The sequence below is a fragment of the Streptomyces sp. NPDC055243 genome, assembly GCF_044544025.1.
GTDB lineage: Bacteria > Actinomycetota > Actinomycetes > Streptomycetales > Streptomycetaceae > Streptomyces.
Genome location: NZ_JBITWR010000008.1, coordinates 249,843 through 263,172, shown reverse-complemented (window position 1 = coordinate 263,172; position 13,330 = coordinate 249,843). Strand labels below are relative to the sequence as shown.

9 protein-coding genes are annotated in these 13,330 nt (G+C 72.3%); 5 read left to right on the top strand and 4 right to left on the bottom strand.

Annotated features, from left to right (window positions below):
• Position 1: 1 nt before the first annotated feature.
• Positions 2-5,980, bottom strand: coding sequence for an SDR family NAD(P)-dependent oxidoreductase (locus ACIGXX_RS24370; protein ID WP_399978703.1), 5,979 nt, complete (start codon positions 5,978-5,980; stop codon positions 2-4).
• Between the two features lie 126 nt (positions 5,981-6,106).
• Positions 6,107-6,958: an alpha/beta hydrolase gene (locus ACIGXX_RS24365; RefSeq protein WP_361465769.1), complete on the bottom strand. Its 852-nt coding sequence runs from the start codon at positions 6,956-6,958 to the stop codon at positions 6,107-6,109.
• A 263-nt stretch (positions 6,959-7,221) separates the two neighbouring features.
• Between ACIGXX_RS24365 and ACIGXX_RS24360 the strand changes: the two genes are divergently transcribed.
• From ACIGXX_RS24360 to ACIGXX_RS24340, 5 genes are read left to right on the top strand one after another with little or no spacing between them, the layout of a single operon-like run.
• Positions 7,222-7,623, top strand: coding sequence for an acyl carrier protein (locus ACIGXX_RS24360; RefSeq protein ID WP_366461747.1), 402 nt, complete (start codon positions 7,222-7,224; stop codon positions 7,621-7,623).
• The gene (locus ACIGXX_RS24355) at positions 7,620-8,486 is read left to right on the top strand and encodes a class I SAM-dependent methyltransferase (protein WP_383821958.1); all 867 of its coding nucleotides are present in this window, start codon (positions 7,620-7,622) and stop codon (positions 8,484-8,486) included. The genes ACIGXX_RS24360 and ACIGXX_RS24355 overlap by 4 nt, the downstream gene beginning before the upstream one ends.
• A 40-nt stretch (positions 8,487-8,526) precedes the next feature.
• A complete protein-coding gene (locus ACIGXX_RS24350) occupies positions 8,527-9,852 on the top strand; it encodes an NAD(P)/FAD-dependent oxidoreductase (RefSeq protein ID WP_399978698.1) in 1,326 nt (441 codons plus the stop codon).
• Positions 9,849-10,883, top strand: coding sequence for an SDR family oxidoreductase (locus ACIGXX_RS24345; protein WP_361465757.1), 1,035 nt, complete (start codon positions 9,849-9,851; stop codon positions 10,881-10,883). The genes ACIGXX_RS24350 and ACIGXX_RS24345 overlap by 4 nt, the downstream gene beginning before the upstream one ends.
• Positions 10,884-10,924: 41 nt before the next feature.
• Entirely contained in the window at positions 10,925-11,839 is a 915-nt protein-coding gene (locus tag ACIGXX_RS24340; RefSeq protein WP_351166124.1) for an SDR family NAD(P)-dependent oxidoreductase, read from the top strand.
• 62 nt (positions 11,840-11,901) lie between these two features.
• Here ACIGXX_RS24340 and ACIGXX_RS24335 read toward each other — a convergent pair whose 3' ends face one another.
• On the bottom strand, positions 11,902-12,678 hold the full coding sequence (locus ACIGXX_RS24335) for a 4'-phosphopantetheinyl transferase superfamily protein (protein WP_351166126.1): 777 nt from the start codon (positions 12,676-12,678) through the stop codon (positions 11,902-11,904).
• 10 nt (positions 12,679-12,688) lie between these two features.
• Positions 12,689-13,003 carry a LuxR C-terminal-related transcriptional regulator gene (locus ACIGXX_RS24330; protein WP_351166128.1) on the bottom strand — a complete coding sequence of 105 codons (315 nt, stop codon included), beginning with the start codon at positions 13,001-13,003 and terminating at the stop codon, positions 12,689-12,691.
• Between the last annotated feature and the right edge of the window lie 327 nt (positions 13,004-13,330).

Here is a 13,330-nt window from a genome sequence, read left to right as displayed (position 1 = left end):
TTCAGCCCACCCCCAAGTCGTTGTCGATCAGGTCGAACAGGTCGTCGGCGGAGGCTTCGTCGATGCGCTTGGCGTGCGGTCCGCCGCCGTCCTCGCCGTCCTGGCCGTCGTCGAGGGCCGCGAGCAGGGACCGCAGCCGCGTGCGGACGGCCGCCGCGTCGGACCGGGCGACCGACGGGAGCAGCCCGGCGAGGCGGTCCAGATCCGCGTGCACGTCGGGCGCCGCCTCCCGGCCGCCGGAGGCACGCTCGTCGAGCAGCGAGCGCAGGTGCGCGGCCAGCGCGGGAACCGTCGGGTGGCCGAAGACCAGGGTGGACGGCAGGGTCAGGCCCGTCACCTGGCTCAGCCGGTTGCGCAGCCGCACCGCGCCCAGCGAGTCCAGGCCCAGCTCCTTGAAGGGACGCTCGGGGTCGAGCGCGCCGGTGTCCTCGTACCCCAGGACCACGGCGACCTCCGCGGCCACCGCCGCCAGCACCAGCGCGTCGCGCTCCTCGGGCGCGGCGGCCGCGAGGCGTGCGGGCAGCGTCGCCCCCGAGGGCCCGGCCGGCCCCTGCGCGGCCGGCACCAGGGCCCGCAGCACGCTGGGCAGCAGGCCCTCGCGGGACTGGGCCCGCAGGGCACCCAGGTCGAGCCGGGCGGGCAGCAGCAGCGCGTCCTCGGTGCCGTGCACCGCGTCGAACAGGCGCAGCCCCTCGGCGCCGGCCAGCGGTGCGAGACCCGACCGGCCCAGCTGGGCCACCTCGGCGTCCCCCAGGTGCCGGGTCATGTCGCTCGCCTCTTCCCACAGGCCCCAGGCCAGCGAGAGCGCGGGCAGCCCCTGGGCGCGCCGCCACTGCGCGAAGGCGTCCAGGAAGGTGTTGGCCGCCGCGTAGTTGCCTTGTCCGGGGCCGCCGATGGTGCCCGCGACCGAGGAGAACAGGACGAACGCGGCCAGCGGCGTGGACGCGGTCAGCTCGTGCAGGTGCAGGGCCGCGTCCACCTTGGGCCGCAGCACACGCTCCAGCCGCTCGGGCGTCAGCGCCTCCAGGAGGCCGTCGTCCAGCGCCCCCGCGGAGTGCACGACGGCGGTCAGCGGATGCGCGGCGTCGACGGAGGAGAGCAGCGCGGCTGTCGCCGAGCGGTCCGTGACGTCGCAGGCCGCGACGGTGACCTGGGCGCCGAGAGCGGCCAGTTCGGCCGTCAGCTCGGCCACGCCCGCCGCGTCCCGGCCGCGCCGGCTGGCGAGCAGCAGGTGGCGGGCGCCTCGTTCGGCGGCGAGATGCCGGGCCAGCCGGGCGCCGATTCCGCTGGTGCCACCGGTGATCAGGACCGTGCCGTCCGGGTCGAAGGGGAGCGGCCCGCCAACGGCACCGCGGACACGGACGGCACGGGGTACGTGGAGCACGCCGTTGCGCACGGCGATCTGCGGCTCGTCGGCGGCGAGCGCGACGGGCAGGACGCGCGCGAGATCGTCGCGGGCGTCGTCGGCCAGATCGACGAGCGTGAAGCGGCCGGGGTGTTCGGACTGCGCGGTCCGCACCAGACCCCACAAGGGTGCGAGGACCGGGTCGAGGTCCGCGCCGGGAGCGGTGGCCACGGCGTCGCGGGTGACCAGCACCAGGCGCGCCTCGGCCAACCGCTGGTCGGCCAGCCAGCCCCGCAGCAGCGCGAGGGTGTGCTGAGCGCGGGAGCGTGCTGCCGCCGCGGTGGGGGTGCCGTGCGCCGCGGGGATGAGCGCGACGACGGTGTCCGGCACGGGGCCGCCCGCGTCGAGCGCGGCGGAAAGGCCGGTCAGGGCGGGGTAGGTGGCAAGGCGCGGGGCGGTGGAGCCGTCGGGGGCGTCCCCGGCCTTGCTGTCCGACGAGCCGCTCACGGCAGTGGGGTGCGCCAGGGTCGACCCGTCCTCGGACAGGACCGCCCAGCGTCCGCAGACGGCGGCCGGGCCGGGCTGCGGGGTCCGAGCCGGCTGCCACTCCAGGCGGAAGAGGGAGTCGGCCGGCCCGCGTGCGCCGGCCAGGCGGGATGGGGCCACCGGGCGGGCCACGACCGCGTCGACGGTGACCACCGGGTTGCCCGCGGCGTCGAGCGCGGACATCCCTACGGTGCCTTCGCCGAGCGGGGTGAGGGACACCCGCAGGTGCGTGGCGCCCGGTTGCACCAGGCGTACACCGGACCAGGTGAACGGCAGCCAGGCCTGCCCGGACGCTCCGTCGGGACCGGCCAGGTCGGTCAGCTGGGCGTGGAACGCGGCGTCGAGCAGGGCCGGGTGCACCCCGTACCCCTCGGCGCCGCCGTCGGCCGTCGCGGTGTCCACCTCGGTGAGCAGCCCGCCCTCGTGCCGCCAGGCCGCGCGCAGCCCGCGGAAGAGGGGGCCGTAGCCGAAGCCCCGGTCGGCGAGCCGGTCGTAGAGGCCCTCGACGTCCAGCGGGTCGGCGCCCGGCGGGGGCCAGGCGGCGGGAGCGGGGGAGGCGTCGGCGTGCGCCGGGTCGGGCGCGAGGAAGCCGGCCGCGTGCCGCGTCCAGGCCTCGCCGCCGGCCGCGTCGGCGGGCCGGGAGTGGAGGGTGATCGGCCGCCGCCCTTGGGCGTCGGGGGCGCCGACCGTCGCCTGCAGGTCGGCGGCACCCTCCTCGGCCAGCACCAGCGGCTCCTCCAGCGTCAACTCCTCGACCACGTCGCAGTCGACGTACGAGGCGGCCAGGACGGCCAGGTCCACGAAGGCGGTGCCCGGCAACAGGACGGTGCCGTAGACCGCGTGGTCCTCCAGCCAGCCGTGGGTGTCCCGTGAGACGCGCCCGGTGAACAGCCACCCACTGCCGTCGGCGAGTTCGGCTCCGGCGGTCAGGAGCCGGTGCCCGGTGGAGTGCAGCCCCGCTGCCCCGGCGTGCCCCGCGGCGGTCCGGGCCGTCGCCCAGTAGCGCGTCGACTCGAAGGCGTACGTGGGCAGGTCGACGTCACGCGCTTGGGCCGGGTCGAACACCGCGTCCCACTCGACGGGCACCCCGTGGGTGTGCGCGGCGGCCAGCGAGGCGGCGAACTGGGCCTGTTCCTGCTCGCGCCGTGCGGAGCCGAGTACGGCCGCGGCGGTGCGGCTGGTGGCGCCGTCCCGTCCCCGGGAGTGCTCGGCGGTCTGTTCGGCGGTCTGCTCCACCGCGAAGGTGAGGATCGGGTGCGGGCTGACCTCGATGAACGTGGTGTGTCCCTGGTCGAGCAGCGCGCGGACGACCTCCTCGAACCGCACCGTCCGGCGCAGGTTCCGATACCAGTAGTCGGCGTCGAGGCCGCTGGTGTCGAACTCGCCCGCGGTGACCGTGGAGTGGAAGCGCACCTGTCCCGAGCGCGGCGCGATCGGCGCGAGGACCTGCCCCAGACGCTCCTTGAGCGACTCGACCTGGGGGGAGTGCGAGGCGTAGTCGACCGGCACCCGCCGGGCCCAGATGTCCTGGGCGGCGCAGCGGGCGAGCAGCTCCTCCAAGGCGTCGGAGTCCCCCGAAACCGTCATGGAGGAGGGGCCGTTGACGGCGGCGACGGATATGAGTCCGTCGAAGTCTTCCAGGAGCGGCCGCAGCCGCTCGGGCGAAGCCGTCACCGATGCCATGCCGCCGTCGCCCGCCATCCGCGCGATGGCCTGGCTGCGCAGCGCCACGACGCGGGCGGCGTCCTGGAGGGAGAGGCCCCCGGCGACGTACGCGGCGGCTATCTCGCCCTGCGAGTGCCCCACCACGGCGTCCGGGTGCACGCCGTGGTGGCGCCAGAGCGCGGCCAGCGCGGCCATCACCGCGAACAGCGCGGGCTGCACGACATCCACCCGCTCCAGCGGGGCGGCGCCGGGCGCCCCGCTCAGAACGTCGTCGAGCGAGTAGTCGGTGTAGGGCGCGAGCGCGTCGGCGCACGCGCGGAGCTCCTGGGCGAACACGGGTTGGGCGGCGGCGAGTTCGCGGCTCATGCCGATCCACTGGGAGCCCTGGCCGGGGAAGACGAAGACGGTCTTGCCGGTGCGGGCGCGGGCCCGGGTCACCTGATCCGCCTCCTCCCCCCGGGCGAGTGCGTCCAGCGCGTCGAGGAGTTCGGCGCGGGTGGTGGCGGTGAGCGCGGCCCGGTGGTCGAAGTGGGCGCGGGTGTGGGCGAGTGCGGCGCCGATCTGGGTGGCCGTGGCGTGCGGCTGGGCGGTGGTGAGGTGGGTGTGCAGGCGGCGGGCCTGGGCGCGCAGGGCGGCCGGGGTCTTGGCGGACAGCAGCCACGGCACCACCGGCAGAGCTGCCGGCCCCGGCTCCGCGTTCGGCGCCGTCCCGGCATCGAGCGGCGCCTCCTCCAGCAGGACATGCGCGTTGGTGCCGCCCACTCCGAAGGCCGACACCCCCGCCCGGCGCACCCGCTCGCCGCGCGGCCAGGGGGTGGCCTCGGTCAGCAGGGAGACCACATGGCCGGACCAGTCGGCCTTGGGCGTGGGCCGGTCCACGTGCAGCGTGCGGGGGAGCACCTCGTGGCGCAGCGCCTGGATCGTCTTGATCAGTCCGCCGACGCCTGCCGCGGCCTGGCTGTGCCCGATGTTGGACTTCAGCGAGCCGAGGCGCAGGGGCTGTCCGGCGGGGCGGTCCTGGCCGAAGACGGCCGCGAGGGCGTCGATCTCGATGGGGTCGCCGAGGGTGGTGCCGGTGCCGTGCCCCTCGACCGCGTCGATGTCGCCGGGGCGCAGACCGGCGTCGGCGAGCGCCTGGGTGATCACACGTTGCTGGGAGCCGCCGTTGGGGGCGGTAAGGCCGTTGCTGGCGCCGTCCTGGTTGACCGCCGTGCCCGGGATGAGGGCCAGCACGCGGTGGTGGTTGCGGCGGGCCTCGCTGAGGCGCTCCAGGAGCAGCACGCCGATGCCCTCCGCCCATCCGGTGCCGTCGGCCGCCTGGGCGTAGGAACGGCACCGGCCGTCCGGCGAGAGTGCGCGCTGCCTGCTGAACTCGGTGAAGACCTTCGGCGTGGCCATCACGGTGGCGCCGCCCGCCACGGCCAGCGTGCACTCGCCCCGGCGCAGCGCCTGCACCGCCAGGTGCACGCCCACCAGGGACGAGGAACAGGCCGTGTCGACGGTCAGGGCCGGGCCCTCGAAGCCGAAGGCATAGGCGACGCGGCCCGACAGGACGCTGCCCGCTGACCCGATGCCCCAGTAGCCCTCCAGTTCGCCAGGGCCCGAGCGCGCGACGTTCTCGTAGTCCTGGCCGCTGCTGCCCACGTACACGCCGGTCGGTGACTTCTTCAGCCGGCCGGGGTCGATGCCCGCGTTCTCCAGGGACTCCCAGACGGTCTGCAGGAGGAGCCGCTGCTGGGGGTCCATCGCCAGGGCCTCGCGGCGCGCGATGCCGAAGAACTCCGCGTCGAAGTCGGCGACCGGGTCGAGGAATCCGCCGGTGCGGGCGTAACTGGTGCCGGGCGCCTCGGGGTCGGCGGAGAAGAGGCCATCGAGGTCCCAGCCCCGGTCGCGGGGGAAGTCCGTGACGGCGTCGCGCTCGGAGGCCACCACCTCCCACAGACCGTCGGGTGAGGTCACGCCGCCCGGGTAGCGGCAGGCCATGCCCACAACGGCGATGAGGTCGTCGCCGTGGCCGGGGCCGGCGTCGGCCGTCGGCGTCTGCGGGGCGTCGTCCTGGGGCTGTGCGAAGCCCAGCAGGCCGAGCAGGTGCTGGGCCACGGCGGCGGCCGTGGGGTGGTCGAAGAGCAGGGTGAGCGGCAGTTCCAGGCCGGTGGCCCGGCTCAGCCGGCCGGTCAGCTCCACGGCCGCGAGGGAGTTGTAGCCGTAGTCGCGGTAGGCCAGCTGCGGGTCGATGTCGAGCGGGTCGGTGCCCGCCAGGCCCGCGGTCTCCTCGCGGACCAGGTCGAGCAGGGCCGCCGCGCGGCGGTCGGCCGGCAGCCCGGCCAGGCGCCCCGCCAAGTCCTCGCCCGGTCCGGGCTCCTCGGCCCGTACGTCCTTGTCCGGCCCCGTCCGCCGGGTCCGCTCGTCCATCGGGTCAGCCATGCGGTCCTCCACGTCGTCTCCCTGCGCCCCCGCGTCCCGCCGCCGCTCCCCAGGTAGGGGGTGCGGCCACAGAGTTCCGTCGTCCGCCCTGCTGTCGGGCCGTCTCCCTGCCGGGAGGCATGCCTCCTACGAGGAGGCGGCTGTGCCCGTCCGCAGGAAGGAGCGGATGTGCGCGCTGAGCTGTTCGGGCTGGTCCTCGGGAATGAGGGTGTAGCTGTCTTCGATCTCGACGAGCTGGCCCTTGGGCAGCAGCTCGGCGAGCTTGCGCCCGTGCTCGGGCGGCATCACCTTGTCCTCGGCGGCCCACACCACGAGCGCGGGCCGGTCGAAGTCGCGCAACTTGTCGGCCCAGCCCAGCAGTTCACTCTTGGGCGGCACTCCGAGCACGTACTTGCGCAGGTCGCGGCGGATCTCCTTGGAGGTCCACAGCGGTTCGAACCAGGCGTTCATCACCTCGGGCGGCACCGGCCGCTTGCTCATCCAGCCCCAGGTCATGGGCAGTCGGCGCATCGGCTTCCACTTCAGCAGCTTGAAGGCGAAGTTGATGCCGCCCGGCAGTTTCGCCGAGGTGAAGAGGTTGCTTCCGGGCACGCCCGGGGGGAAGTTGTCGAACGCCTCGCACGAGGTGATGACCAGGCGTCCGATCCGCTCGTCCCTGCCCTCGGCGACCAGGGCCTGCGCGCCGCCCCAGTCGCTCATCACCAGCGTGACGTCGCGCAGGTCGAGCCGGTCGAGGAACTCCGCGACCAGCCGGGCCACGCCCGCGATCGACAGGTCCGCGTCCGGCTTCATCGGCCGGCGGTGACCGCCCAGCGGCAACGTCGGTACCACGCAGCGGAATTCGGATCTCAGAGGTGCCACCACGTTCCGCCACAGGGAGCCGTCCATCGCGACACCGTGCAGCAGGACCACGACCGGCCCCTCGCCGCCGGTGTCCTGGTACTCCACCGTGCCAGCCGAAAGATCTACCTCAGCCATTTCACATCTCCTCGGAGCTGTACGCGTTCGGGGGGTCGCGCAGGGACGTTCGCACCGGACGCAACACTGGATGCCCAGTTGGGCGGCGTGGCAGCCGCTCGGATGGGCGAGCCGGGTTAAGCAAAACACCTCAGGCTCTTTTTCGCCAGCAACAAAACGACCACGAACGATCATTGCCCTAAAGGGCAATGGCCGGTCGACGGGCCGTCTGGGTATCGTGACAACTCCCGTGCCGGAGCCGTCCGCCGCAAGGTTCAGGACGAGTGCACGGACGAGGAAATCCGTGCGGCTTCAGTCCGCATCCCAGAGGTCCTTCATCCGGAATCCCACCCGCGATCCCTCGGCGCAGCAGCCGGATCGCGGGCGCACAGAACATCGGTCATCCCATCACCGTGCATCGGAAAGGCTGTCCCGTGATAACTGCTGAAGAAGTATGTGTCCGCATTGCCAAGAAGCTCGGCAGCAAGGCGAATTCGTACACCTTGAACGAGGACACCTCTTTTGACTCCGTGGGCCTGTCGAGCCTGCAGATCGCCGACATCGTCTACACCATCGAGGACGACCTCGAGATCGAATTCGACGAGAGCAGGGCCGCGAGCGTGAAGACGGTCGCGGATCTGGTGAAGCTCGCCGAGGAGACCAAGCAGGGCAGCGCCGCCGCGTGACGATCCTCGACTACCAGGGCGCCACCGCAGAGTCGATCAAGCATCACTACGACGTCTCCAACGACTTCTTCGCGCTGTGGCTGGACAAGGACCTCACGTACACCTGCGCGCTGTGGGAGGAGGGCGACACGCTCGAAAGCGCCCAGAAGCGCAAGCTCGACCACCTCATCGAGGGGGCGCGGGCGACCGGCGCGCGCCGCGTCCTCGATGTCGGCTGCGGCTGGGGAAGCCTCCTGGATCGGCTGGTGCGCACGCACGGAGTGCAGCAGGCCGTCGGCCTCACGCTCAGCGACAGCCAGGCCGAACGCCTGCGTGAGCTGGCGCTGGAGCGCACCGAGGTGCGGGTGGAGAACTGGCTCGACCACGAGCCGGCCGAGCGGTACGACGCGATCATCTCCATCGGGGCCTTCGAGCACTTCGCGCGCACCGGCCTCTCGCGTGCCGAGCGGGTGGCCGCCTACCGCGAGTTCTTCGAGCGCTGCCGCTCCTGGCTGCCCAAGGGCGGCAGGATCGCACTGCAGACGAACATCAAGGGAAACAACGTCCAGATGGACAAGCGGACCGTACGGGACCTGCTTTTCATCATGGACATCATTTTCCCGGAGTCGGAGATTCCGGCGCTCTCCGAGGTTCTCGAATCGAGCGAGAAGCGCTTTGACGTCGTCCGTCTGCGCAACGACCCGGATCACTACAGCCGCACCTGCCAAGAATGGTACGACCGGTTGCGGGCCAACCGCGATCAGGCCGTGCAGGTGGCCGGTGAGGAAAACGTCGCCAACTACGAGCGGTATCTGAGCTCCACGGTCGGCCACTTCAGGAACCGTCATCTGGGCCTGTCGAGGATCATCCTCGAAGCCGTGTGACCGTCAGCTGCACCGGCGGGTCCTCTCGAGGAGCACTCATTTGAACGCGTACAAGCACGTCGTCTATTGGCACGACACCGAAAAGGTCACCGTCGAGGCTCCTTTGCGCGAGCGCGCCGACTGCGATGTCTGCATCGTCGGCGGCGGATTCACCGGGCTGTGGACCGCCTATTTCCTCAAAGAGGCCGAGCCCGCGCTCGACATCCGCATCGTCGAGGCCGATTACTCCGGCTACGGTGCCTCGGGCCGCGCCGACGGTTTCGTCACACCAACCATCGGCAAAGACATTCAAGCCTTGGTAGAGGAATTCGGTCTCCAGCGCGCGCTCGAGGCGTCGCAGGCGGTCGGCCGGTCGATCCTGGAGATCGGCAGGTTCGCCCGCAAGAACCGCGTCGACGCGCAGTACGAGGCCAACGACTACCTGATGGTGGCCACCGACGCCGCCCAGCTCAAGCGGCTCGAGCAGGACCGCGCACTCGCCGAGCGGATGGGCGCCGCGCAGGCGGAGATCCTGCCGCGCGAGGAGTCCCAGGCCGTCATCGGCTCACCCGCGGTGCTCGGCAGCATGCGCACCGGCGGCGCGCTGGTCAACCCCTTCAAGCTCTCCCGCGGCATCGCCCGCGTGGTGCGCGAGAAGGGCGTGACCATCTACGACAACTCGCCCTGCCTGCGGGTGGAACCGGGCACACGGCCGACCGTCGTGACCGCCGGCGGGCAGGTCACGGCCGACAAGGTCGTGCTGGCCACCAATGTGCACATGGACGCCTTCCCGCCGTTCCGCAGGAAGGTCATCCCCATCTGGACGTACGCGATGGTGAGCGAGCCGCTCACCGACGCGCAGCTCGGGCGGGTGAACTGGGAGGGCCGCGAGGGCCTGGTCGAGGCCAAGTCGCTGCTGACCTGCGCCCGGTTCACGCACGACAACCGCATCATGTTCGCCGGCGGCCCGGCCCCCTACTACTACGGCAGGGACAAGCGGCAGCGGAACATGAACCGGCCCGAGGTCTACCGCGAGATCCACCAGGAGTTCATGCGGTTCTTCCCGATGTGGGGCGACATCGAGTTCACCTACGCCTACGGCGGGACCGCCGATGTCGTGCGCGACTTCGCCCCGCACTTCGGCCGGCTCGGCAACGGCAACATCCTGTACGGATACGGCTATTGCGGCAACGGCATCGCGGCCACCCACACCGGCGGCAAGGTCCTGCGCGACCTCACGCTCGGCAAGGACACCGACCACACCCGGCTGCTGTTCGTGGACGACGAGCGGCGCAAGCCGCCCGCCTCCTTCCCGCCCGACCCGCTCCTGTACGCCGGAGCGCGTGCCGTGGCACGGCTGATGGACTGGAAGGACGCGCGCGCATGAGCCCCACCCTGAGCAACGGGAGCGGCGCGGCCCGCCCCACCGTCCTGCTGACCGGCGCGTCCGGGGTCGTCGGACGCTCCCTGCTGCGGGAGCCGCGCGGCCCGCGGTTCGTCGTGGCCACCCACAGCACACCGGTGCCCGATGCGGGCGACGCGCGCTCGGTGTCCTTGGACATGACCGCGGAGCGCTTCGGTCTCGACGAGGACAGCTACGCCGCCCTGGCCGCCGAGGTCGACGTCGTCATCCACTCCGCGGGCCTCACCGAGTGGGGCCGCCCCGTCGAGGACTACCGTCCGATCAACATCGAGGGCACCCGGCGGGTCGCCCAGTTCGCCGAACGGGCCGACGCACCCGTCCACTTCATGAGCACGGCGTTCGTCGCCGCGCTCGCGGACAGCGCACCCGTGCCGCTGGGCGCGGACAACGTCTGCCGCAACTACATCGCCTCCAAGCGGGAGGCGGAGCAGGTCCTGCGCGACAGCGGGGTGCGGCACACCGTCTTCCGTCCCACCAACCTCATCGGCGACTCCATCACGGGCTGGACCTCGCAGGGCCAGATCGTGCAGCTGATGTCGGACTGGCTGAGCCGCGGCAAGGCGCCCTTCATCCCCGCCCACCCGGGCATCCGGATGGACTTCGTCCCGCAGGACCTGCTGTCCAAGGCGGTGCTGCGCGCCATCGAACTGGGCGACGACGCGGGCGAGTTCTGGGTGACGTACGGGCCCGAGGCCATGGACATCGAGGACTGCCTAGGGGTGCTGGTCAAGCACGCCGCCGGGCGCGGACGTTCGCTGACGCCGCCGCCGGTGGTGAACGCCGACGAACTCGCCCCGGGTGCCATCGAGAACACCGCCCCGCGCACCCGCTCCTTCCTGTCGGTCCTGCGTGACGTCAGCGAGGTCACCCGGTGCAGCGGCGGTGTGCTGCCCACCTCCATGCCCCAGCTGCGCGAGCGCTACGGCATCCCTCAAGTCGACGACACGACGGCGTACCTGGCGAGCCTGGAGTACGCGGCGGAGCACCTCGGCTAGACCCGACGGCCGGACGGCCCGACGAACGGAAGGACAGTGCTGTGAACGAGGAATGGAACGCGCCGGACCTGGGCGGCAAGGTGGCCGTGGTCACCGGCGCCAGCCGGGGTGTGGGCCGCGGCATCGCGCTGGCACTCGGCGCCGCGGGCGCCACCGTGTACGTCACGGGCCGCAGCACGCGCGACGGCGCGCGCACCGAGGGTCTGCCCGGCACGGTGGACGACACCGCCGACGAGGTCACCGCGCGCGGCGGCAAGGGCATCGCCGTGCGCTGCGACCACGGGGCGGCCGCGGACAACGAGGCGCTCGCCGCCCGCGTCCAGGCCGACCACGGCAAGCTGGACCTGCTGGTCAACAACGCCTGGGGAGGCTACGAACGCTCCTCCGAGGTCCGCTTCGACGCGCCCTTCTGGGACCAGCCGATGTGGCGCTACGACCTGTTCGAGACGTCGCTGCGCGCGCAGTACGACGTCACCCGCCGACTCGTCCCGCTGATGCTGCCCCAGCGGAGCGGCCTGGTCGTGGGCATCAGCTTCTCCGACGGCGACATCTATCTCGGCCAGGTCGGCTACGACGTGTTCAAGTCGGGCTCCGACCGCATGTGCCGGGGCTTCGCCGCCGACCTGCGCAAGAAGGGCGTCGCGGCGCTCTCCCTGCACCCGGGCTTCGTGCGCACGGAGCGGGTGGAGGCGGCCTGGGAGGCGATGGGCGACGGCCCCGCGTCGGTGGTGCACTCCCCGGAGTACGTGGGGCGGGCGATCGCGGCCCTGCTCGCGGACCCCGAGGTGATGGAGCGCACGGGCACGGTGCTCAGCACCGGCGACCTGGCCGTCGAGTACGGCTTCGCCGACGTGGACGGCCGCAGGCCGCCGGCGTTCCGCCTGGAGGGCCGGATGAGCCTGGCGACCCGGATGCACCGGCTGAACAAGGTGGTCAAGTCGGCGGCGGAGCAGTAGGGCGGGCCGGTCCGACGGCATCCGGCCAGGCCATGTACGTCGTCTCGCCGCGGTCGTTCGAATCACTCGAGAAGCAGTCGGGAGGTACGCATGGTGGGGAGCCGGTCGTGACCCGCGGGATCCCGCAGACGCAGGGCGAGGGCCGCGTGGTGGCCCTCGGGCGCGGGCACGTCGAGTACGGCCCAGCCTTCGGGCACCGGCGGTGTCCAGGGCGGGGCCAGCGCCGCGGCGAGCCCGACGTGATGGGCGCCGACTCCGCCGGGCAGTCCGGTGCCGATCCCTTTGAGGAAGGCTTCCTTGCGTACCCAGCAACCGAGCAGCGCCTCTTGGCGCACCGTCGCGGGCAGGGTGGCCAGGGCGCGCCGCTCGGCGGGGTGCAGACGCCTGGCCAGGCGTTCGAGGCCGGCGCCGGCCAGCTCCAGGGACTCGATGTCGGCCCCGACCGGCGAGGCGGCCAGCGCGTAGAGGACGGCGTCACCGGCGTGCGAGAGCGAGAAGTGCACCCCGGGGTGACCGGCGACGGCGGGACGGCCGTGCGGCTTCTCGCAGCCGGGCATCCCGCACCGCTCGCGGACGAGGACGACGTCCTGGGGAGCGGTCCCCAGCCGGGCGCCGAGCAGCACGCGCAGCCCCACGTGGGACGTGACGAAGCGCGTGCGTGCCGCCGGGTCCTGGAACCCGGCGGCACGCCTGACCTCTTGGGCGTCGAGGACCCCGGTGCGCGCGGCGGCTGCCGCGGCGTGATCCGGAACCCACAGCGTCCACACGTCGACGGCATCGCCCCTGTTCGCCCCGTCGAGCGGATCGTCCGCCGCTCCCACAGGAAGGGACTGAGTCATGAAAGTGCCATTACGCCCTGTCGAGGCCCTGGGAATCGGACCGCAATTCTTCGGACCACTCCGCCGCCAGGAGTGCGGCCTCCACCCGGGACCGCAGCCCCAGTTTCCTCGTGATGCTGGTCAGATGGGCCTTGACCGTCCGCTCCGCGATGCCGAGCCGGCGGGCGAGCTCCCGATTGCCCTCGCCGTCCGGCAGCACGCTGAACACCTCGAGTTCCCGTGGCGTCAGCACCCGCAGGGCGGAACGCTCCACCCTTGCCAGACGGCCGCCGCCGGCCCCTATGCGTGTCTCGACGCCCCCACCGACCTGAATCTCCCCGTTCATGCGTTCTCCCACTCCTCCAGGAACTCGTCACCGAGGGAGGAGCCGTATCGATTTATTAAACACAACCGCCATTCCCCCGTTGACTCGACAGTAAATAAGGCGGCGCCCGAACTGGCCGGTCGCCGTCTGGACTTGCGTGACTCGCACTGTACCCCCATGGCGAGGGCCGTCAGCCGAAAGTGGAATCCATGCACATCCACCTGGGGCCACCCCGGGAGAGGGTGGCGCGGCGGTGACCCGTTCACGCTATTGACCGGCGGGCCCGATGATCGCGATCGTAACTAGTTCAGCGCTCAACACAGCATGGTGGCAGGAGTGTTCACCGCG

Coding starts and splice junctions, on each gene's coding strand:
- ACIGXX_RS24365 (WP_361465769.1), bottom strand. CDS start 6,958: ATGGCTGAGGTAGATCTTTCGGCTGGCACGGTGGAGTACCAGGACACC.
- ACIGXX_RS24335 (WP_351166126.1), bottom strand. CDS start 12,678: ATGACTCAGTCCCTTCCTGTGGGAGCGGCGGACGATCCGCTCGACGGG.
- ACIGXX_RS24345 (WP_361465757.1), top strand. CDS start 9,849: ATGAGCCCCACCCTGAGCAACGGGAGCGGCGCGGCCCGCCCCACCGTC.
- ACIGXX_RS24370 (WP_399978703.1), bottom strand. CDS start 5,980: ATGGCTGACCCGATGGACGAGCGGACCCGGCGGACGGGGCCGGACAAG.
- ACIGXX_RS24330 (WP_351166128.1), bottom strand. CDS start 13,003: ATGAACGGGGAGATTCAGGTCGGTGGGGGCGTCGAGACACGCATAGGG.